The organism is Citrobacter sp. Igbk 17 (assembly GCF_028069775.1).
GTDB lineage: Bacteria > Pseudomonadota > Gammaproteobacteria > Enterobacterales > Enterobacteriaceae > Citrobacter.
Genome location: NZ_JANEWI010000009.1, coordinates 21,959 through 42,638 on the forward strand (window position 1 = coordinate 21,959; position 20,680 = coordinate 42,638).

Consider the following 20,680-nt stretch of genomic DNA (forward strand, 5'->3'; position numbering starts at 1 on the left):
TGTCAATGCAGTTTGTTGCCGGATGGCAGCGCGGGTACCTTATCCGGCCTGAACGTGGGCCTGATAAGCGCAGCGCCATCAGGCGAAGCGGGCTTAAAGATTTAGCACAGTGTGGCGATAATCACTCTGTCCGCGTTGAAATAGGCAGTGACATTCGCGCCTTCTTGCAGTGATAGTGCATCGTCAGTCGGCACGGTGGCGCACAGTGTTTGTCCATCCGGCAAGGTCATTAACACTTCACACTGCTCGCTCCCGCGTTCAATATGGCTGATGGTGCCTTGCAATTGGTTATCGGCGGCCTGAGCGATAGCATCATCCTGGGTGATCCCCACCCACGGCGCTTTCAACAGGATCAAGACTTCTTTGCCTTCATCAAGCCCCAGACGTTCACCGCTTTGCGCGGTAATCGCGACTTTCAGCCGGGTTTCGCCATCGGCCAGCAGGACGTCAACATGCTGTTGCACCTGGTCGTGGTCGCGTGCGGTGATGGTGCCAAACCATTGGTTACGCGCACTGGTTTGCAGTGAGAAGCGGGAGATGGCCGCCAGCAAGCTATTCAGTGGAACCGCATCGTCATCGCTCAGGACATCGAAGGCTTTTTGCTGAATTTGCGCCAGCAGATCGTATAACTGAATCAGGCGCTGGCCGTAGCGTGTTAACACTGCACCGCCGCCGCCTTTGCCACCGGTGGCGCGCTCTACCAGTGTCTGCTCACTCAGCTGGTTCATTTCGTTAATCGCGTCCCAGGCGCTTTTATAACTGATACCTGCATCCTTCGCGCCCTGACTGATGGAGCCGGAAAGCGCAATGTGCTTAAGCAGAGAAATGCGGCGGGGATCGGCAAACAGTTTTTGCTGAAGTTTCAGTGTAAGTAGGATTTCGGCCTGCATAACAAGCTCCTGGCAAAAAAGGGTATTGTGACGGAAAACCGCGCCCGAGCAAAGCCGACCGCACAAAAGGGGAGTGCTTTTCTGTGTTATGTGGTTAGAATACAACTAAGGACTATATCTGGAGTTGACCATGTTAGAGTTATTGAAAAGTCTGGTATTCGCCGTAATCATGGTACCTGTGGTAATGGCCATCATTCTGGGACTGATTTACGGACTGGGTGAAGTGTTCAACATTTTTTCCGGTATCGGTCAGAAAGACCAATCCAGACAGAACCATTGATTCCCCGAACGCCCGCTTAGCCGGGCGTTTTTTATTGCTCATTACCAAACTGCGTTAGTTCCTCAAGATCCTGCTTTCCCTGCCGATATTTTCTTTGTGTAACCTCTAATTGGTAGTAATAACCACTGGGAAAATCCTGATTTAATCGTTATATTTGCGCCTACATAACGAAACTCAAAGGAGTTACAGATGGCACGTACATGGTTACGCTTGTTTGCAGGGGCAACACTTTCTCTTTCTGTTGCCGGACATGCACTGGCGGATGAAGGTAAAATCACAGTGTTTGCAGCGGCGTCGTTAACGAACGCGATGCAGGACATTGCCGCAGAATATAAAAAAGAGAAGAATGTTGATGTTGTCTCCTCTTTTGCCTCTTCTTCTACGCTGGCACGCCAGATTGAAGCAGGCGCACCCGCCGATCTGTTTATTTCAGCCGATCAGAAATGGATGGATTACGCGGTAGATAAAAAGTCTATCGATACCGCAACGCGCAAAACGCTGCTCGGTAACAGTCTGGTCGTTGTCGCGCCGAAAGCCAGTGCACAGAAAGACTTCACCATCGACAGCAAAACCAACTGGACCAGCCTGTTGAACGGCGGGCGTCTGGCCGTAGGCGACCCGGAACATGTTCCGGCAGGTATTTACGCGAAAGAAGCGCTGCAAAAATTGGGTGCATGGGATACCCTGGCGCCGAAACTGGCACCGGCTGAAGATGTTCGTGGCGCATTGGCGCTGGTTGAACGCAACGAAGCCCCGCTGGGCATTGTCTACGGTTCTGATGCCGTAGCCAGCAAAGGCGTAAAAGTTGTGGCGACCTTCCCGGAAGACTCACATAAAAAAGTGGAATACCCTATCGCGATTGTTGATGGACACTCCAACGCAACGGTCAGCGCGTTCTATGATTACCTGAAGGGACCGCAGGCTTCTGAAATCTTCAAACGTTATGGATTTACGACCAAGTAATGATACTGACTGATCCAGAATGGCAGGCTGTCTTACTGAGCCTGAAAGTTTCTTCCCTGGCCGTGTTGTTTAGCCTGCCGTTTGGGATCTTCTTTGCCTGGTTACTGGTACGCTGTAAGTTCCCGGGCAAAGCGTTGCTCGACAGCGTACTGCACTTGCCGCTGGTACTGCCTCCGGTCGTGGTGGGGTACCTGCTGCTGGTGGCTATGGGGCGGCGCGGATTTATTGGCGAATGGCTGTACGACTGGTTTGGCATCACCTTTGCGTTTAGCTGGCGTGGTGCGGTTCTGGCCGCAGCGGTAATGTCTTTCCCTCTGATGGTGCGGGCAATACGTCTGGCGCTTGAAGGCGTAGACGTCAAGCTGGAGCAAGCGGCCCGAACGCTGGGAGCCGGGCGCTGGCGCGTATTCATGACCATTACCTTACCGTTGATGCTGCCTGGCATAATTGTCGGTACGGTGCTGGCGTTCGCGCGTTCACTCGGTGAATTCGGCGCAACCATTACTTTTGTTTCAAATATCCCTGGCGAAACGCGCACCATTCCTTCGGCAATGTACACCCTCATCCAGACGCCGGGCGGCGAAAGTGCGGCGGCAAGGTTATGCATTATTTCTATTGTGCTGGCGCTGATTTCGCTGCTCATTTCTGAGTGGCTGGCGCGAATTAGCCGTGAGCGGACGGGGCGATAATTATGCTGGAACTTAATTTCTCCCAGACGCTGGGAACCCATTGTCTGACGCTCAACGAAACGCTGCCAGCCAGCGGTATCACCGCTATTTTTGGTGTCTCTGGTGCGGGCAAAACATCGCTGATTAATGCTATCAGTGGCCTGACCCAACCACAGTCCGGGCGCATTGTGCTCAACGGTCGGGTACTGAATGACGTTGAAAACGGTATCTGCCTGACGCCTGAAAAACGCCGGGTGGGCTATGTTTTTCAGGATGCGCGTCTGTTCCCGCATTACAAAGTGCGCGGTAATCTACGTTATGGTATGGCGAAAAGCATGGCCGGACAGTTTGATAAGCTGGTGGCATTGCTGGGCATAGAGCCTTTGCTCGACCGTCTACCTGGCGGCCTGTCTGGTGGCGAAAAGCAGCGTGTTGCTATTGGTCGCGCGTTACTGACCGCACCCGAATTGTTGCTGCTCGATGAGCCGTTAGCCTCGCTGGACATTCCACGTAAACGTGAGTTGTTGCCTTATCTGCAGCGGCTGGCGCGCGAAATTAATATTCCCATGTTGTATGTCAGCCACTCGCTCGATGAAATTTTGCACCTGGCGGACAAAGTGATGGTGCTGGAAAACGGGCAGGTGAAAGCGTTTGGTTCGCTGGAGGATGTCTGGGGAAGCAGTGTGATGCATCCCTGGCTACCGAAAGAGCAGCAGAGCAGCATACTGAAAGTTAACGTACTGGAACATCACCCGCATTATGCGATGACAGCGCTGGCGCTGGGCGATCAGCATCTGTGGGTCAATAAGCTGGATAAACCGCTGCAAACCGCGTTGCGTATCCGGATTCAGGCATCTGATGTTTCGCTGGTATTACAACCGCCGCAGCAGACCAGTATTCGTAACGTACTACGGGCAAAGGTGGCGTCATGCTATGACGACAACGGACAGGTAGAAGTACAGCTTGAAGTCGGCGGGAAAACGCTGTGGGCGAGAATTAGCCCATGGGCCAGGGATGAACTTGGCATCAAGCCTGGCCTGTGGTTGTACGCCCAAATTAAGAGCGTATCGATTACCGCCTGATTACAGCAACTGAGAATAGATAAATTTGGCGATGCTGTCGGTGGTATTGTCGCCAATGACAATATTGGCGCGGGCTTTGACTGCATCATCGGCATTGCCCATCGCCACGCCGGTGCCCGCAGCTTCCAGCATACTGATATCATTGAAGTTATCGCCAAAGGCGATCACGTTTTCCATTGATCCACCTTGCGCTTCAATCCACTGGGCAAGGCGTCGTCCTTTGCTGTTGCCTTTACGGGCCACGTCAACCTGATCGTGCCAGGACCACTCACACTCCAGCCCCAACTGCTGTTCAACATGTTTACCAAATTGCTGTAGCTTTGGAATATCTTCGTCAGTCAGGGCAAATTTCCACACGGCATTCACGTCATGCGCGGCCTGTGCCAGAGACGGTACCTGAGTGAAGGTAGGACGCTGTTCCGGCGGCAGAGTTTGCGCCCAGTTTGCGGTACGCTCGACATGCCCGGTCGGGCGTTCATACAGCATGGCCTCGTCAACATACATTAGCCCGTGGATCTGGTGTTCATTCAGCATATCAATCAACTGCAACGCCTGATTAACCGGAAGGGGATCGGATTCCAGTACCTTTTTCGCCTGATAATCATACAAATAGGTACCGTTGCAGCAAATTGCAGGTGTATCCAGCGCCAGTGCCTGATAAAAAGGATGAATAGCAACGTGATGGCGACCCGTGACAATGATAAGTTGGTAGCCTGCTTCTCTGGCGCGAGAGAGCGCCTCGAGAGAGGATGGCAGCAAGGTTTTTTTCGGGGTCAGCAACGTACCGTCTAAATCCAGGGCAATCACGCGTGCGGTCATAGGTTTTTCCAGATGAAGGTTGAGAATTTTGTCTGTCAGAATGGTACACCGAGTCGGGGGCCGGACAAAATTCTGAGCCTTAATTAAGCATTCACCGATAAAAGCGTCTACCTTAGGCGTGTGTCAGGCCATTGCAGCCACCTGCCAAAAGCAAAGGAGTTTTCATGAAGCAAACCGTTTATACCGCCAGCCCTGAGAGTCAGCAAATTCACGTCTGGGGCCTGAATCACGATGGTTCACTGACGCTGACGCAGGTGGTTGATGTACCGGGTCAGGTACAGCCGATGGTTGTCAGCCCGGATAAACGCTACCTCTATGTCGGTGTGCGTCCGGAGTTTCGGGTGTTGGCATACCGTATCGCACCTGATGACGGTGCACTGACATTCGCTGCGGAATCTGCACTGCCGGGGAGCCCGACGCATATTTCGACCGATCATCAAGGGCGTTTCGTATTCGTCGGCTCTTATAACGCGGGCAGTGTGAGCGTCACGCGTCTGGAGGATGGCCTGCCGGTGGAATTGGTTGACGTGGTTGAAGGTCTGGATGGCTGTCACTCGGCCAATATCTCGCCAGATAACCGTACGTTGTGGGTTCCTGCGTTGAAACAGGATCGTATCTGCCTGTTCACCGTCAGTGATGATGGCCATTTGGTTGCACAGGAACCCGCGGAAGTGACTACCGTTGAAGGTGCAGGTCCGCGTCATATGGTGTTCCATCCGAATCAGCAATATACCTACTGCGTGAATGAGTTGAACAGTTCAGTCGATGTTTGGGAACTGAAAGATCCGTACGGCAAAATTGAGTGTGTACAGACGCTGGATATGATGCCTGCTGATTTCTCTGATACCCGCTGGGCGGCAGATATCCATATTACGCCAGATGGTCGTCATCTGTATGCCTGTGACCGTACCGCCAACCTGATTACGGTATTCAGCGTATCAGAAGACGGAAGTGTGCTGACGAAAGAAGGCTTCCAGCCTACTGAAACACAGCCGCGCGGTTTTAATATCGACCACAGCGGGAAATACCTGATTGCCGCAGGGCAGAAGTCCCACCATATTGCGGTGTATGAAATTGCGGGTGAGCAGGGATTGCTGGCAGAGAAAGGACGCTATGCGGTAGGCCAGGGCCCAATGTGGGTGGTGGTTAACGCGTACTAATTCGTTATTCGTTTTGCAGGCCGGACAGGGCATGTAAACCCCTGCCCGGCACACTGCCCGGTCGGCGCATGCGCTTACCGGGCCTACCTAAGGGAATGACGTTTACTGCTTAGGTACTGCAACCACTTTGCTACCTACACCGCGGTTGTTGTATTCCCACATGCGGTTGAAGTTGGTGTCGTTCAGGTTGCGCTGAATTTCACCTTTGTCATCTTCCGCGCCGGTGTTCCCGGCAAACGGACGTTTTGAGATAACGCTGTCAGCCCAGGGTTTTGCCATGTTAAAGCCTTCGTTGATCACGCTGTCGCGAATAACCACCTGACCGTTAGTGTTGGAATCGACATCCAGCGAGCGGCCCAACTGCGCGACGCCATCGCCTGCTGCGGTAAAGCGGCTATTGGTGGCGAGGAAACCGTAGTAAATATTCGACAGGGTTGCTGGCGCAAATACGTAGGCTTCCTGCTGGGTGCGGGAGTTTACTACGCGGAAATCGGTGTTATCGAACACTACAGCACCGCGACCAGAAACCATATCCACATCGCCTTCAATGTAGCTGTTCGTTACCAGCGTACGCGGCTGACGATCGTTTTCCAGACGGTTTTGCACGCCGCTATTGGTTACGAAGAAGGTGTTCTGACGTCCCAGAATATTGACCTTGTCGATCTGCACTTTATCGCCATCGGTACGCAGTGCGACGGCCGGGTGGTTACCCGCATCAACGCTGTCACCGAGGTTATTTTCGATGGTCAGGTTCTGCAACTGCAGACCATTGTTTTGCGACCAGACAACCGCAGAACACATCACGCCGATGTTTGTGCCACGCTTATTCTGGCAATTATCATACATATACCACGCAGGTTTACCCGGCATATATTTTCCGCCAGGGTTCACCGTACGACGCCAGTCTGCGGTACTCATTTCGCCATCAATAGCCTGGCCAATTTTCACATCAAGCGGTTTTTCGCCCATACCGTAGAGCGTCAGGCTTCCTGTCGCGGCCGGAATATAGACCGTGCCCTGATACTCGCCAGGCATGATGGCGATGTACTGACGCTTATTGGTGCGTTTGATGATTGCCGCATCAACTGCCGCCTGAATACTGGTATGGGTAACGCCTTGAGTTCCTGCTGGGCCAACGACAAAGTCAGGCTGGGCGGGCAGGGAAATAGCGGAAGGACTCCATGGCGCAGTGTTTGGCGTCAGAGCTGAAAAATAATGTGCAGCGACAAAATTTTTCGCTTCATTTGCCGACAGAATCGGGCGCATAGACGTTCCTGGCGCGGTCTGATCGGAAGGACGTTGATCGGGCGGTGTAGAGCTACAGGCTGTCAGCGTCACGCCAAAAGCCATTGCCAGCGCCAGACGGGAAACTGATGAAATGTTCACAGGTTGCTCCGGGCTTTGAAAGTTATCCATTGAAGCCTGCTTTTTTATACTAAGTTGAGCGAAACGGGAAGGTGAAAAGGTAAAAAGTTGTTTTTTATAGCAGCAATGTCGGGTGTAGAGAGTCCTTATATCACAATTAGATAACAATTTTGGTCCTTCAGGTTGACAACATCCACAGGATGCAAAATAAATGTCTATACAACCTATGACAAGTGGTGAGTCGAATGCAGCAATTTTTCCCTGATGATGCTATCTGGCGTAATGTCCGCCTGGCGACCATGGATCCTGAACGTGATACTCCGTATGGGCTGGTGGATGGCCATGCGCTAATCGTCCGTCAGGGTAAGATTCGGGACATTGTGCCTGAGTCGTCGTTATACCTTACACACGATAATACCCTTGATATGCAAGGACGATTGATTACGCCGGGTCTGATTGACTGCCATACGCACCTGGTGTTTGGGGGCAATCGTGCAGGTGAATGGGAACAGCGGCTAAATGGCGTATCCTATCAGCAGATAAGCGCCCAGGGTGGCGGTATTAATGCCACCGTGTCGGCGACGCGCAGCGCCTCCGATGAGCAGCTCTTACAGCTGGCGCAGGGGCGAATGGAACGGTTGATCAAAGAAGGCGTTACGTTGCTGGAAATCAAATCGGGCTACGGCCTGGATTTGACGACAGAAGAGAAAATTTTACGCGTCGTGGCTGCGCTGGCGGCAGCTAACACCGTCGAAATAAGCCCAACGCTGTTAGCTGCACATGCCACACCGGCGCAGTATCGCGATGATCCCGATAGCTACATTACGCTGGTTTGCGAAACGATTTTGCCGCAGTTGTGGGAACAGGGATTGTTTGAAACCGTTGATCTGTTCTGTGAAACCGTGGGCTTTACGCTGGCGCAGAGCGAACGCGTATTTCAGGCCGCGCAGGCGTTGGGCATCCCGGTTAAAGGTCATGTCGAACAACTGTCATTACTGGGCGGGGCGCAACTGGTTAGCCGCTACCACGGATTATCAGCCGATCACATTGAATATCTGGACGAAGCGGGCGTAGCGGCGATGAGCCAAAACGGTACGGTTGGGGTGCTATTGCCCGGCGCTTTTTATTTCCTCAAAGAGAAGCAGCGTCCGCCAGTTGAGTTATTACGTCAGTATCAGGTTCCGATGGCGGTGGCGACCGACTACAACCCAGGCACCAGCCCGTTTATTAGCCTGCACTGGGCAATGAATATGGCCTGTGTACAGTTTGGCTTAACGCCGGAAGAGGCATGGGCAGGGGTAACGCGTCATGCTGCCCGCGCACTGGGTCGTCACGCTACTCATGGACAACTGAAAGCCGGGTTTGTGGCCGATTTTGTGGTGTGGGATGCCGAACTCCCGGTCGAGATCCTCTATGAACCTGGGCGTAACCCGCTCTACCAACGTGTATTTAAAGGACAATCAGCATGACTAACTGGCAACCTACTTCTCCTGCGCTCTGGCAGGGGCGAGATGACCGCGCTGAGTCGCCGACTGCGCTGCGTCTGTTTCAGACCATTTCGCTTAGCCCGGCATTTACACCGGAAATATACCGTGAGCAGATTGCGTTGCTCGGATTTGCCTGTGATGAAGGTGTAAAGCGCAATCTGGGGCGTATGGGGGCGGCTGGTGCGCCCGATGTGCTGCGTAAAGCACTGGCCAATTTAGCCAGTCACGCGGGCCATCAACGGCTGGTCGATTTGGGAAACATTGTGGCCCAGGCACCCGACCTTGAAGGTGCTCAGCAGGCGCTGCGTACAGCGGTGCAGCGTTGCCTGCAGGCGGATATGCGTACCTTCGTGTTGGGCGGGGGACACGAAACGGCATTTGCGCATGGTGCAGGAGTGTTGGATGCATTCCCGCAGGCAAAAGTGGGGATCGTCAACCTCGATGCACACCTGGATCTACGCTACGCCGAACAACCCACATCCGGTACGCCGTTTCGTCAACTGGCGCACCTCTGTGAGCGACAGCAGCGTGAATTTCATTACGCCTGTGTGGGCGTCAGTCGGGCGGCGAATACCCAGGCGCTGTGGGATGAGGCGCAACGGCTGGGGGTGACCGTGGTGGACGATCTGCACTGTCATACGGCTCGGGCGCAGTTAGCGCAATTTGTTGCCAACATGGACGTCATCTATCTGACTATCGATCTTGACGTATTACCGGTATGGGAAATGCCGGCCGTATCCGCGCCTGCCGCGTTGGGGGTCCCGCTGGCGACGTTGTTGGGGCTCATTGAACCCCTTTGTCGCAGCGGTAAACTCCAGGCGGTGGATATGGTTGAGTTTAACCCGCGTTTTGATGACGATGGCAGGGCGGCACGCGTTGCGGCACGATTGGGTTGGCAAATTGCGCACTGGTGGCACTGATATGCCTAAGGGAATTGCGCTTATCAGGTCCGGGTTATACCTGTAAACTGCACCTATTAAAATTCTCAGCTTAAGGAAGGCTCACGAATGCACCGAACCCGCCCCCAAACTGCTCCGGCTCCTTTTTACGAAAAGGTCAAAATGGAGATCAGTGAGAAGATTTCCAGCGGTATCTGGCAACCTCACGATCGTATCCCATCGGAGGCGGAACTGGTGGCGCAGTATGGCTTTAGCCGTATGACGATCAACCGGGCGCTACGTGAGCTAACGGATGAAGGATTGCTGGTGCGTTTGCAAGGGGTGGGAACATTTGTCGCCGAACCTAAAGGTCAATCCGCGCTGTTCGAAATTCGCAGCATCGCGGATGAAATTAATGCGCGCCAGCATCAGCATCGATGTGAGGTCCTGACGCTGGAAAGAACCCGGGCAAATGCGCAGCAAGCCACGGCGTTAAACGTCAAAGAAGGCACCCCCATTTTTCACTCCATCATGGTGCACTATGAGAACGAGCTGCCGGTGCAGATTGAAGATCGCTGCGTGAATGCGGAGATTGTGCCGGAGTATCTGTTGCAGGATTACAGCCAGACCACGCCGCATGCTTACCTGTCACTCATCGCCCCTTTGACGGAAGGGGAACATATTGTCGAAGCGGTACGCGCCAGCGCGGAAGAGTGTGCGCTGTTGCATATCAAAGAGCACGATCCCTGCCTGTTGATCCGCCGAAAGACCTGGTCGGCGTCTTCTATTGTCTCTCATGCCCGCTTACTTTTCCCTGGTTCCCGCTATCGTCTGCAAGGGCGATTTATGTCCTGAAAATCGTGATTGCTGCCGCAGTATGGCAAAAATGTAGCTCAGTTGTTAATCGCGATCTTGCGCCTGATTGTATAGACAAGTATATACTTTTAGCTAATGTGATCGTTAATCGTAGGCCTGATAAGACGCGTTAGCGTCGCCATCAGGCGCTGTGCCGGATGGCGGCATACACGCCTGATCCGGCCTACATTCAGCCTGAGGAGTTTTTGTCATGTCTCACAGCAAGTATCGTCAGCAGGATGTGCGTGCCCCGCGCGGCACCACCTTAACGGCCAAAAGCTGGCTGACCGAAGCGCCGCTGCGCATGTTAATGAACAATCTGGACCCTGACGTGGCGGAAAATCCGCATGAGTTGGTGGTGTACGGTGGGATTGGCCGTGCAGCGCGTGACTGGGAATGCTATGACGCCATCGTCAAGGCACTGACCGAACTGGAATCTGATGAAACTCTGCTGGTTCAGTCCGGGAAACCGGTCGGCGTGTTCAAAACTCATGACAATGCGCCGCGTGTGTTGATTGCCAACTCCAACCTGGTGCCGCACTGGGCTACCTGGGAACACTTCAACGAACTGGACGCCAAAGGTCTGGCGATGTATGGCCAGATGACTGCGGGGAGCTGGATCTACATCGGCAGTCAGGGCATCGTACAGGGCACTTATGAAACCTTCGTTGAAGCTGGACGTCAGCATTATCAGGGTAACCTGAGTGGACGCTGGGTTTTGACCGCCGGGCTGGGCGGCATGGGCGGGGCGCAACCGCTCGCAGCTACGCTTGCGGGCGCGTGTTCTCTGAATATTGAATGTCAGCAAAGCCGCATTGATTTCCGTCTGCGCACCCGTTACGTGGATGAGCAGGCCACCTCACTGGACGACGCTTTGGCGCGTATCGACAAATACACCCGCGAAGGTAAAGCGGTGTCCATTGCATTATGCGCGAACGCTGCCGACATTGTACCGGAACTGGTTAAGCGCGGCGTACGCCCGGATATGGTCACTGACCAGACCAGCGCCCATGACCCACTGCACGGTTATCTGCCGTCCGGCTGGAGTTGGGAAGAGTATCAGGCGAAAGCGGTATCCGATCCGCAAGGTACGGTACAGGCGGCAAAACGTTCAATGGCGACGCATGTTGAGGCGATGCTAGCGTTTAGCAAAATGGGTGTACCGACGTTTGATTACGGCAATAACATTCGCCAGATGGCCAAAGAGATGGGGGTGGAAAACGCCTTTGATTTCCCAGGGTTTGTGCCTGCTTATATTCGTCCGTTGTTCTGCCGCGGCATTGGTCCGTTCCGCTGGGTAGCGCTTTCCGGCGATCCGCAGGATATTTATAAAACCGATGCCAAAGTGAAAGAGATCGTGGCTGATGATAAGCATCTGCATCACTGGCTGGACATGGCACGTGAGCGGATCAACTTCCAGGGCTTACCGGCACGTATCTGTTGGGTTGGTCTGGAATGGCGACAAAAGCTGGGCCTGGCATTTAACGAGATGGTGCGCAGCGGTGAAGTATCTGCGCCGATTGTTATCGGCCGTGACCATCTGGATTCAGGCTCTGTTGCCAGCCCGAACCGCGAAACAGAAGCGATGCGCGACGGTTCTGACGCGGTATCCGACTGGCCGTTGCTGAATGCGCTGCTGAATACCGCCAGTGGTGCGACCTGGGTATCACTGCACCACGGTGGTGGCGTTGGAATGGGGTTCTCCCAACATGCCGGCATGGTGATTGTTTGTGATGGCTCTGATGAAGCTGCTGCACGTATTGCCCGGGTATTACATAACGATCCGGCGACAGGTGTTATGCGCCATGCCGATGCCGGGTATGACATTGCAGTGGAATGTGCCGTCGAAGAAGGGCTGAATTTGCCGATGATTGCCGCCACGCAGGGGAAACGCTGATATGAACACAATTACCTTAACGCCTGGCCACCTTAGCTTTGCGCAGTTGCGCGATATCTGGCAACAGCCGGTTCAACTGAGCCTTGATGCCAGTGCGATTGATGCAATTAATGCCAGCGTCGCCTGCGTCAATAGCATTGTCGCGGAAGGCCGCACGGCGTATGGCATTAATACCGGGTTTGGGCTTCTGGCTCAGACACGTATCGCGACTGACGATCTGCAAAATTTACAGCGCTCGCTGGTATTGTCTCATGCAGCAGGTGTAGGCGAAGCGTTAGATGATGCGATGGTGCGCCTGATTATGGTGCTGAAAATTAACAGCCTGGCGCGTGGTTTTTCCGGTATTCGCCTGAACGTCATTGAAGCGCTGATTGCGCTGGTCAACGCCGGGGTGTACCCGCTCATTCCGGCGAAAGGATCGGTGGGGGCATCGGGCGACCTGGCCCCGCTGGCGCATATGTCCCTGACGCTGTTGGGAGAAGGCAAGGCGCGCTGGCAGGGAGAATGGCTCCCGGCGGCAGACGCGCTGAAGAAGGCCGGGCTGGAGCCGATTACTCTGGAAGCGAAGGAAGGGTTGGCGCTGCTGAATGGCACCCAGGCTTCCACCGCCTTTGCATTACGTGGGTTGATTGAGGCGCAGGAGCTGTTTGCTTCCGCGACGGTGTGCGGGGCACTGACCACCGAAGCGGTATTAGGCTCGCGTCGTCCGTTTGATGCCCGTATTCATGCGGCACGAGGACAGCGTGGACAAATTGATGCCGCGACGCTGTATCGCCATGTGCTGACCGATTCCAGCGCACTTTCACAGTCGCATCACAACTGTGAAAAAGTGCAGGACCCCTATTCTCTGCGCTGCCAGCCTCAGGTCATGGGAGCCTGTCTGACACAAATGCGCCAGGTCATGGAGGTGTTGCTGGTGGAGGCCAACGCCGTTTCGGACAACCCGCTGGTGTTTGCCGAAGAAGGTGATGTTATTTCTGGTGGTAACTTCCATGCTGAACCGGTGGCAATGGCAGCGGATAATCTGGCGCTGGCGATTGCCGAAATCGGGGCGTTATCCGAGCGACGTATTGCGTTGATGATGGATAAACATATGTCGCAACTGCCGCCTTTCCTGGTGAAAAATGGCGGGGTTAACTCCGGCTTTATGATTGCTCAGGTGACTGCAGCTGCGCTGGCGAGCGAGAATAAAGCCCTCGCGCACCCGCACAGCGTGGATAGTTTACCCACGTCAGCAAATCAGGAAGATCATGTCTCAATGGCACCTGCAGCAGGTCGTAGACTGTGGGAGATGGCGGCGAATACGCGTGGCGTGATTGCTGTGGAGTGGCTGGCGGCTTGTCAGGGGATTGATCTACGTGAAGGATTAACCTCAAGCCCGCTACTGGAGCAGGCGCGCCAGACGCTGCGTGAGCAGGTTGTGCACTATACGCAGGACCGTTTTTTCGCCCCGGATATTGAATGTGCGACCGAACTGTTAGCGCAGGGTGCGTTGTTAAAATTGTTGCCTGAGTTTCTGTAATACCCTGCCGGATGCGCTGACGCTTATCCGGCCTACAAAACCAGGAAACCCGTAGGCCGGATGAGGCGAAGCCGATATCCGGCGCTGCGTTTAACTAAACATCGCAGTAATCGATGCGCTGGCGAGCGAATGAAAATGGACGTTAAATCCGACCATCGCGCCGCTGGCGCTCTCATCGACATCAATCCGTTCCACATCCAGCGCGTGAACCGTAAATATATAGCGATGGGTTTCGCCTTTCGGTGGTGCCGCACCGCCATAGCCCGCTTTGCCGAAATCTGTTCGGGTTTGAATGACCCCATCCGGCAGGGCAACCCGTCCGGAGCCATACCCTTGCGGTAGTGCGCGGGTATCCGCCGGCAGATTGACCACTACCCAATGCCACCAGCCGGAGCCGGTAGGCGCATCAGGATCATAGCAGGTCACGACAAAGCTTTTAGCTCCGGCGGGCACATCATCCCATGCCAGATGTGGCGAAAGATTATCCCCGTCGTACCCCATGCCGTTAAAGACGTGGCGATGTGGTAGCTTTTCCCCATCGCGCAGATCGTTGCTGATTAATTTCATGCTGACTCCTCTCGTTAGCCAAAAAGTGTAGCCAGAAACCACTCAGCTTACCGCTGATTATTCGCTAAAAAATGTTGCCTGGCGCACAGCATCGTTCACAGCCTGTGTCAGACGTTGCAATTGATCGGGTTGGATGATGTACGGCGGCATCAGATAAATGAGTTTGCCGAACGGTCTTACCCATACGCCCCGTTCAACGAAGAACTTCTGTAGTGCCGCCATATTTACCGGCTGGGTGGTTTCTATCACGCCAATAGCGCCAAGCACGCGCACGTCGGCGACATAGTCGGAATCCGCTGCGGGGGGGAGTTCTTCACGCAACTGCGTTTCAATGGCCGCGACCTGTGAGCGCCACTCGCCGGTGTTGAGCAGCGACAGGCTGGCCGAGGCGACGGCGCAGGCCAGCGGATTACCCATAAAGGTCGGGCCGTGCATAAAGCAGCCAGCATCACCGTTGCTGATGGTTTCTGCGACCAGGCGGGTGGTCAGGGTCGCGGAAAGGGTCATCGTGCCGCCCGTTAACGCTTTGCCGAGGCACAAAATATCCGGTGTAATACCAGCATGTTCACAGGCAAACAGTTTACCTGTACGACCAAATCCGGTGGCGATTTCATCGGCAATCAACAGGATACCTTCACGGTCACACATCTTACGAATACGCTTCAGCCATTCGGGATGATACATGCGCATACCGCCAGCGCCTTGCACAATAGGCTCAAGGATCACCGCTGCTATCTCGTGGCGATGCGCGGCCATCAGGCGGGCGAACGGTACCATATCCAGTTCGTCCCACTCGCCGCCCATGCGGCTTTGCGGGGCGGGCGCAAACAGGTTTTCTGGCAGATAACCCTTCCACAGGCTGTGCATTGAGTTGTCGGGATCGCAGACCGACATGGCGCCGAAGGTGTCACCGTGATAGCCGTTACGAAACGTCAGGAAACGCTGACGCGCTTCGCCTTTTGCCTGCCAGTATTGCAGCGCCATTTTCATTGCCACTTCGACGGCAACCGAACCTGAATCCGCGAGAAAAACGCACTCCAGCGCCCTGGGTGTCATGTCCACCAACTGGCGACACAATGTAATGGCTGGGGCATGGGTAATACCGCCAAACATCACATGCGACATGGCATCAATCTGCGTTTTCATCGCGGCGTTCAACTGCGGGTGATTGTAGCCATGGATCGCCGCCCACCAGGATGACATGCCGTCAATCAGTCTCTCACCGCTGGCTAAAATCAGTTCGCAACCTTCGGCGCGAGCCACCGGGTAAACCGGCAAAGGAGAGGTCATCGAGGTGTATGGATGCCAGATATGGCGTTGGTCAAAAGCAAGATCGTCCGTTGTCATAATCGACTTGTAAACCAAATTAAAAAGATTTAGGTTTACGAGTCTACACCAAACTTACAACGAAACGTATATCAATATGGCTCACACTTCTCGCTGGACAATGTCGCAAGTCACCGAATTATTTGAAAAACCGCTGCTGGATCTGCTGTTTGAAGCGCAACAGGTGCACCGTCAGCATTTTGATCCGCGGCAGGTACAGGTGAGTACGCTGCTGTCGATTAAAACCGGTGCTTGTCCGGAAGATTGCAAATACTGCCCGCAAAGTTCACGCTATAAAACCGGTCTGGAAACCGAGCGCCTGATGGAAGTTGAGCAGGTTCTGGATTCCGCGCGTAAGGCGAAACAGGCCGGTTCAACGCGATTTTGCATGGGGGCTGCGTGGAAGAATCCGCATGAGCGCGATATGCCTTACCTGGAACAGATGGTCCAGGGCGTAAAAGAACTGGGGCTGGAAGCCTGCATGACGCTGGGCACGCTCAATGAAACGCAGGCTCAGCGTCTGGCCAGTGCGGGACTCGACTACTACAACCACAACCTCGACACCTCGCCGGAGTTCTACGGCAATATCATCACCACCCGTTCCTACCAGGAGCGACTTGATACGCTGGACAAAGTGCGCGAGGCGGGGATTAAAGTCTGCTCTGGCGGTATCGTGGGGTTAGGTGAAACGGTTACCGATCGCGCTGGTTTATTGCTGCAGTTAGCGAATTTGCCAACACCGCCGGAAAGTGTGCCGATCAACATGCTGGTGAAAGTAAAAGGCACGCCGCTGGCAGATAACGACGATGTCGATGCGTTTGATTTTATTCGCACTATCGCTGTGGCCCGCATCATGATGCCAACGTCATACGTGCGTCTTTCTGCCGGGCGTGAGCAGATGAACGAACAGACTCAGGCAATGTGTTTTATGGCCGGGGCCAACTCGATTTTCTACGGCTGCAAGCTGCTGACTACACCCAACCCGAACGAAGACAAAGATCTGCTTTTATTCCGCAAGCTCGGTCTGAATCCGCAACAAACGACGGTGCTGGCGGGGGATAACGAACAGCAGCAACGTCTGGAGCAGGCGTTGCGTACCCCGGATACAGACGACTACTACAACGCGGCAACCGTATGACCTGGCAGCAAAAAATTGACGATGCGCTAACGGCGCGTCGTTGTGCTGATGCCCTGCGTCGCCGTTATGCGGTGACGCAGGGGGCAGGGCGCTGGTTGTTGGCCGAGGGGCGTCAGTATCTGAATTTTTCCAGTAACGATTATCTGGGGTTAAGTCACCATCCGCAGATAGTCTGTGCCTGGCAGCAGGGGGCTGAACGTTTTGGCGTCGGTAGCGGAGGGTCAGGCCATGTTAGCGGCTATTCCATCGCGCATCAGGCGCTCGAAGACGAACTGGCGCAATGGCTGGGTTATTCACGAGCATTGCTGTTCATCTCCGGCTTTGCTGCCAACCAGGCGGTGATCGCCGCGTTGATGGGAAAAGAGGATCGGATTGTCGCCGACCGCCTCAGCCATGCGTCGTTGCTGGAAGCGGCCAGCCTGAGTCCCGCCGTGTTACGCCGTTTTACCCATAACGACCCGCAACATCTGGCTCGTCTGCTGTCTGCCCCCTGTCCGGGGCAGCAGTTAGTAGTTACCGAAGGCGTGTTCAGCATGGATGGCGATAGCGCACCGCTGGCGGATATCCATGCCGCAGCGCAACGCCAGGCGGCCTGGTTGCTGGTGGATGATGCGCACGGTATCGGCGTGTGCGGTGAGGAAGGGCGCGGCTCGTGCTCCCGACAGCAGGTCAAACCTGAACTGCTGGTGGTGACATTTGGTAAGGGATTTGGCGTCAGCGGTGCGGCAATACTGTGTTCTGACAGCGTGGCTGATTATCTGCTGCAGTTTGCCCGTCATCTGATTTACAGCACCAGCATGCCACCAGCGCAGGCGCAGGCATTGCGTGCCGCGCTGGCAGTGATCCGCAGTCGTGAGGGGGATGAACGCCGGGAAAAACTGGCGATGTTGATCCAACGTTTTCGTGCTGGCCTGGATACGCCGGATTTCACGCTGGCAAATTCAGACAGTGCCATCCAGCCATTGATCGTGGGCGATAACCATAAAGCGCTGCAACTGGCGGAGGCTTTACGCGCTCAGGGTTGTTGGGTGACCGCCATTCGGCCTCCTACTGTACCGGTCGGCACAGCCAGATTACGGCTGACGCTGACGCAGGCTCATGAATGCCAGGATATTGACCGTTTACTGGAGGTGCTGCATGGCGCAGGTCAATAAACAGGCCATTGCTGCCGCATTTGGACGCGCCGCTTCCCACTATGAACAACATGCCGGGCTACAGTGCCAAAGCGCCGACGCCTTGCTGGCGCTGCTTGGTGAACGGGATTATGCACGGGTACTGGATGCGGGCTGCGGCCCTGGGCGCATGAGTCGCTACTGGCGTGAGCAGGGAAGTGAAGTCAGCGCACTGGATCTTTCTGAACAAATGCTGGCAGAGGCACAGCGGCAAAATGCCGCCCACCATTATCTGCTGGCGGATATTGAAGCCATCCCACAAAACACCGCCACCTTTGACCTGGCCTGGAGCAATCTGGCGGTTCAGTGGTGCGATAATTTACGCGGGGCGCTAAACGAGCTTTGCCGGGTTGTGCGTCCCGGAGGCACGGTGGCGTTTAGTACGTTGGCACATGGATCGATGCCGGAATTACGTCGGGCGTGGCAAGCGGTAGATGACCGGGAGCACACCAACCGTTTCTTGCCCGTGGAGCAACTTGAAAAGGCGCTGCATGGCTGGGACGTCGAGTATCAGCATCATACGGTGACACTGTGGTTTGACGACGCGCTGAGCGCCATGCGCTCGCTCAAAGGGATCGGTGCGACGCATCTCCATGATGGACGCGAGCAGCGCGTACTGACCCGTTCACAGCTGCAGCAGTTACAGTTAGCCTGGCCCTCCGTGCAGGGAAAATACCCGCTGACGTATCAACTTTTTTTAGGAGTAATTCAACGTGACCAGAACGTATTTTGTCACCGGGACGGACACTGAGGTCGGTAAAACCATTGCCAGCTGTGCGCTACTGCAGGCAGCGGGACAATTGGGTTATCGAACGGTCGGCTATAAGCCCGTCGCCTCTGGGAGTGAAATGACGGCAGATGGTCTGCGAAACTCTGATGCCCTTGCCCTGCAGCGCAACAGCGCTGTGGCAGTGAACTATACGGCAATCAACCCCTATACCTTTGCCGAACCCACGTCACCGCATATCATCAGCGCTGATGAAGGGCGACCGATTCTGGCTTCAGTGATGTCTGCGGGTTTACAGGCGCTGCAAATGCAGGCCGACTGGGTGCTGGTGGAGGGCGCTGGCGGTTGGTTTACGCCGCTTTCACCCACGCTGAGTTTTTCTGACTGGGTACAGACGGAACAACTGCCGGTTATTCTGGTGGTTGGCGTCAAGCTTGGCTGCATCAACCATGCCATTCTGACTGCACAAGCGGTACAACAGGCTGGGTTGACGCTGGCGGGGTGGGTCGCCAATGATGTGGCTCCGCCAGGGAAACGCCATGCTGAATATATGGCAACGCTGAAACGCGCGATTCCGGCCCCGCTGCTGGGGGAAATCCCCTGGCTGGAAGACGAGCCAGAACGCGCAACGACAGGGCACTATCTTGACCTTAGCGTTTTGCCTCTGGCACCATCCAGGCGTTAAGAAACGGGTCGTTGAACTGCGTCAGTTGTCCCTGGGCCACATTGCGTCCGCGATGTAACAGGCAATAGCAATCAGCGACCCGACGAATAAACGGCAGGCTTTGCTCTGCGAGCATAATCGCGATGCCCAACTCCTGGCTTAGCCTCACAATCAGGTTCCCCAGCTTGTGGATATACGCCTGGCCCGTGCCTCGCGTAGGCTCATCAAGGATCAGCAGGCGTGGGCGTGTAACCAGTGCGCTGGCGAGCGCGAGCTGGTGCTGATCATCCTCTGATAAGACGCCCCCTTTGGTCTGACGCAGACTGTACAACTGTGGGAAGAGGCGGTATATATCGCTGCTGTTCATCGTTTCGCTTTCTTCAACCGCCTGGCGCGCAATATGCAGATTTTCCTCGACTGTCAGCTGCGAAAAAATTCGTCTCTCTTGTGAAACAGAGTTAATACCCAGCGCAATGCGATTTGCCGCCGGGATCGGACTCAGATCGCACGGTGGCGCGCCTGCCTGATGCCAGACCATCGTACCGCTTTCGATAGGCAAATTGCCGATGATGCAATTGGCCAGCGTCGTTTTCCCCATCCCCGGAAGTCCCAGCACGCCGGTGCACTTGCCGGGCTGCAGGTCGAGATCCACATTCCATAGCGTGTGCTGGTTGCCGTAATAGTGATTCACTGCGCGAAGACTCAACATCGATTTTCTCCATCATGAAGTTATTCGCCCGACAGGCCGGGAAGCAGAAGAAAATTGCAAATCTCTTGCCAGAAAAGGGAAATACGCGAAAAACAGCGGGATAGCGTGATCCACCGGCAGCGATGTCTGGATTTTAACGATCCGGGTTAATTTTGCGCACACTGCCAGTGCCTGGTCGCGTCGGGATGGTGCAGGCAGGTAAATGGTGAAAATGCGAGCAAGATCTCGACCGTCTCCAGGGCTTCGTTGGCTGATAAATATAAAAAAATGCCGATAATTTTTTTTTATCCCACCCGAAAAGGGCAAGTCGGTGTTTTTGCCAGGCGGCAGTCAGCACGGGCTGGAGGCAGTTATCCACTATTCCTGTGGATAACCTTGTGTATTAGAGTTAGAAAACACAATGTAAGCGAGAGAAGACGCGGCCTGCGACTAAATTGATGCGAAAGACGGCTTGAGAGAATAGTCATTGAAATACAGAATGTTAGATAAAAGCAATGGCTGTCGCAGAAGC

Annotated in this window: 20 protein-coding genes; 14 read left to right on the forward strand and 6 right to left on the reverse strand. The window is 54.7% G+C overall.

The window, feature by feature from the left end; all coding sequences use genetic code 11:
* Nucleotides 1–101: 101 nt before the first annotated feature.
* A complete protein-coding gene (gene modE / locus NNO08_RS07520; RefSeq protein ID WP_137384363.1) occupies nucleotides 102–890 on the reverse strand; it encodes a molybdenum-dependent transcriptional regulator in 789 nt (262 codons plus the stop codon).
* 130 nt (nucleotides 891–1,020) lie between these two features.
* On the opposite strand from modE, the gene NNO08_RS07525 reads away from it, so the two are divergent.
* From NNO08_RS07525 to modC, 4 genes are all read left to right on the forward strand, one after another.
* Nucleotides 1,021–1,170 (forward strand): AcrZ family multidrug efflux pump-associated protein, encoded by a 150-nt coding sequence (locus tag NNO08_RS07525; RefSeq protein WP_003023026.1) that lies wholly within the window; start codon nucleotides 1,021–1,023, stop codon nucleotides 1,168–1,170.
* Between the two features lie 189 nt (nucleotides 1,171–1,359).
* Nucleotides 1,360–2,133 carry a molybdate ABC transporter substrate-binding protein gene (gene modA / locus NNO08_RS07530; RefSeq protein WP_271456464.1) on the forward strand — a complete coding sequence of 258 codons (774 nt, stop codon included), beginning with the start codon at nucleotides 1,360–1,362 and terminating at the stop codon, nucleotides 2,131–2,133.
* Entirely contained in the window at nucleotides 2,133–2,822 is a 690-nt protein-coding gene (modB, locus tag NNO08_RS07535) for a molybdate ABC transporter permease subunit (RefSeq protein WP_005125418.1), read from the forward strand. The genes modA and modB overlap by 1 nt, the downstream gene beginning before the upstream one ends.
* A 2-nt stretch (nucleotides 2,823–2,824) precedes the next feature.
* Entirely contained in the window at nucleotides 2,825–3,883 is a 1,059-nt protein-coding gene (gene modC / locus NNO08_RS07540) for a molybdenum ABC transporter ATP-binding protein ModC (protein ID WP_271456465.1), read from the forward strand.
* On the opposite strand, the gene NNO08_RS07545 is transcribed toward modC, so the two are convergent.
* Nucleotides 3,884–4,702 carry a pyridoxal phosphatase gene (locus tag NNO08_RS07545; RefSeq protein WP_271441236.1) on the reverse strand — a complete coding sequence of 273 codons (819 nt, stop codon included), beginning with the start codon at nucleotides 4,700–4,702 and terminating at the stop codon, nucleotides 3,884–3,886.
* A gap of 164 nt (nucleotides 4,703–4,866) precedes the next feature.
* On the opposite strand from NNO08_RS07545, the gene pgl reads away from it, so the two are divergent.
* Nucleotides 4,867–5,862 carry a 6-phosphogluconolactonase gene (gene pgl / locus NNO08_RS07550; RefSeq protein WP_271450196.1) on the forward strand — a complete coding sequence of 332 codons (996 nt, stop codon included), beginning with the start codon at nucleotides 4,867–4,869 and terminating at the stop codon, nucleotides 5,860–5,862.
* A 102-nt stretch (nucleotides 5,863–5,964) separates the two neighbouring features.
* On the opposite strand, the gene NNO08_RS07555 is transcribed toward pgl, so the two are convergent.
* Entirely contained in the window at nucleotides 5,965–7,248 is a 1,284-nt protein-coding gene (locus NNO08_RS07555) for a putative acyl-CoA thioester hydrolase (RefSeq protein WP_271456466.1), read from the reverse strand.
* A gap of 224 nt (nucleotides 7,249–7,472) precedes the next feature.
* On the opposite strand from NNO08_RS07555, the gene hutI reads away from it, so the two are divergent.
* The 5 genes from hutI (at nucleotide 7,473) to hutH (ending at nucleotide 13,866) form a co-directional block, all read left to right on the forward strand.
* On the forward strand, nucleotides 7,473–8,696 hold the full coding sequence (gene hutI, locus NNO08_RS07560) for an imidazolonepropionase (RefSeq protein WP_271449734.1): 1,224 nt from the start codon (nucleotides 7,473–7,475) through the stop codon (nucleotides 8,694–8,696).
* Nucleotides 8,693–9,634, forward strand: a complete 942-nt coding sequence (gene hutG / locus NNO08_RS07565) for a formimidoylglutamase (protein WP_271456467.1) — start codon at nucleotides 8,693–8,695, stop codon at nucleotides 9,632–9,634. Before hutI ends, hutG begins: the two co-directional genes overlap by 4 nt.
* Before the next feature lie 87 nt (nucleotides 9,635–9,721).
* Nucleotides 9,722–10,447 carry a histidine utilization repressor gene (locus NNO08_RS07570; RefSeq protein WP_271441241.1) on the forward strand — a complete coding sequence of 242 codons (726 nt, stop codon included), beginning with the start codon at nucleotides 9,722–9,724 and terminating at the stop codon, nucleotides 10,445–10,447.
* A 211-nt stretch (nucleotides 10,448–10,658) separates the two neighbouring features.
* On the forward strand, nucleotides 10,659–12,344 hold the full coding sequence (gene hutU, locus NNO08_RS07575; RefSeq protein WP_137384353.1) for a urocanate hydratase: 1,686 nt from the start codon (nucleotides 10,659–10,661) through the stop codon (nucleotides 12,342–12,344).
* A gap of 1 nt (nucleotide 12,345) precedes the next feature.
* Nucleotides 12,346–13,866, forward strand: coding sequence for a histidine ammonia-lyase (hutH, locus tag NNO08_RS07580; protein ID WP_271441243.1), 1,521 nt, complete (start codon nucleotides 12,346–12,348; stop codon nucleotides 13,864–13,866).
* Between the two features lie 90 nt (nucleotides 13,867–13,956).
* Here hutH and NNO08_RS07585 read toward each other — a convergent pair whose 3' ends face one another.
* Complete coding sequence (locus NNO08_RS07585) at nucleotides 13,957–14,433, reverse strand: kinase inhibitor (protein ID WP_271449730.1); 477 nt, start codon at nucleotides 14,431–14,433, stop codon at nucleotides 13,957–13,959.
* 57 nt (nucleotides 14,434–14,490) lie between these two features.
* On the reverse strand, nucleotides 14,491–15,780 hold the full coding sequence (bioA, locus tag NNO08_RS07590; RefSeq protein ID WP_271456468.1) for an adenosylmethionine--8-amino-7-oxononanoate transaminase: 1,290 nt from the start codon (nucleotides 15,778–15,780) through the stop codon (nucleotides 14,491–14,493).
* A 76-nt stretch (nucleotides 15,781–15,856) separates the two neighbouring features.
* Between bioA and bioB the strand changes: the two genes are divergently transcribed.
* Genes bioB through bioD form a run of 4 tightly spaced genes read left to right on the forward strand, consistent with a single transcriptional unit; the run spans nucleotide 15,857 to nucleotide 19,481 of the window.
* Nucleotides 15,857–16,897 carry a biotin synthase BioB gene (gene bioB / locus NNO08_RS07595; protein ID WP_271456469.1) on the forward strand — a complete coding sequence of 347 codons (1,041 nt, stop codon included), beginning with the start codon at nucleotides 15,857–15,859 and terminating at the stop codon, nucleotides 16,895–16,897.
* Entirely contained in the window at nucleotides 16,894–18,051 is a 1,158-nt protein-coding gene (bioF, locus tag NNO08_RS07600; RefSeq protein WP_137384348.1) for an 8-amino-7-oxononanoate synthase, read from the forward strand. Before bioB ends, bioF begins: the two co-directional genes overlap by 4 nt.
* Nucleotides 18,035–18,820, forward strand: coding sequence for a malonyl-ACP O-methyltransferase BioC (gene bioC, locus NNO08_RS07605; protein WP_271449728.1), 786 nt, complete (start codon nucleotides 18,035–18,037; stop codon nucleotides 18,818–18,820). The genes bioF and bioC overlap by 17 nt, the downstream gene beginning before the upstream one ends.
* Nucleotides 18,783–19,481: a dethiobiotin synthase gene (gene bioD, locus NNO08_RS07610; RefSeq protein WP_271456470.1), complete on the forward strand. Its 699-nt coding sequence runs from the start codon at nucleotides 18,783–18,785 to the stop codon at nucleotides 19,479–19,481. The genes bioC and bioD overlap by 38 nt, the downstream gene beginning before the upstream one ends.
* Here the strand turns inward: bioD and NNO08_RS07615 are convergent.
* Nucleotides 19,447–20,169 carry an ABC transporter ATP-binding protein gene (locus NNO08_RS07615; RefSeq protein WP_271441250.1) on the reverse strand — a complete coding sequence of 241 codons (723 nt, stop codon included), beginning with the start codon at nucleotides 20,167–20,169 and terminating at the stop codon, nucleotides 19,447–19,449. The two genes, bioD and NNO08_RS07615, sit on opposite strands and share 35 nt — an antisense overlap.
* Nucleotides 20,170–20,680 lie beyond the last annotated feature (511 nt).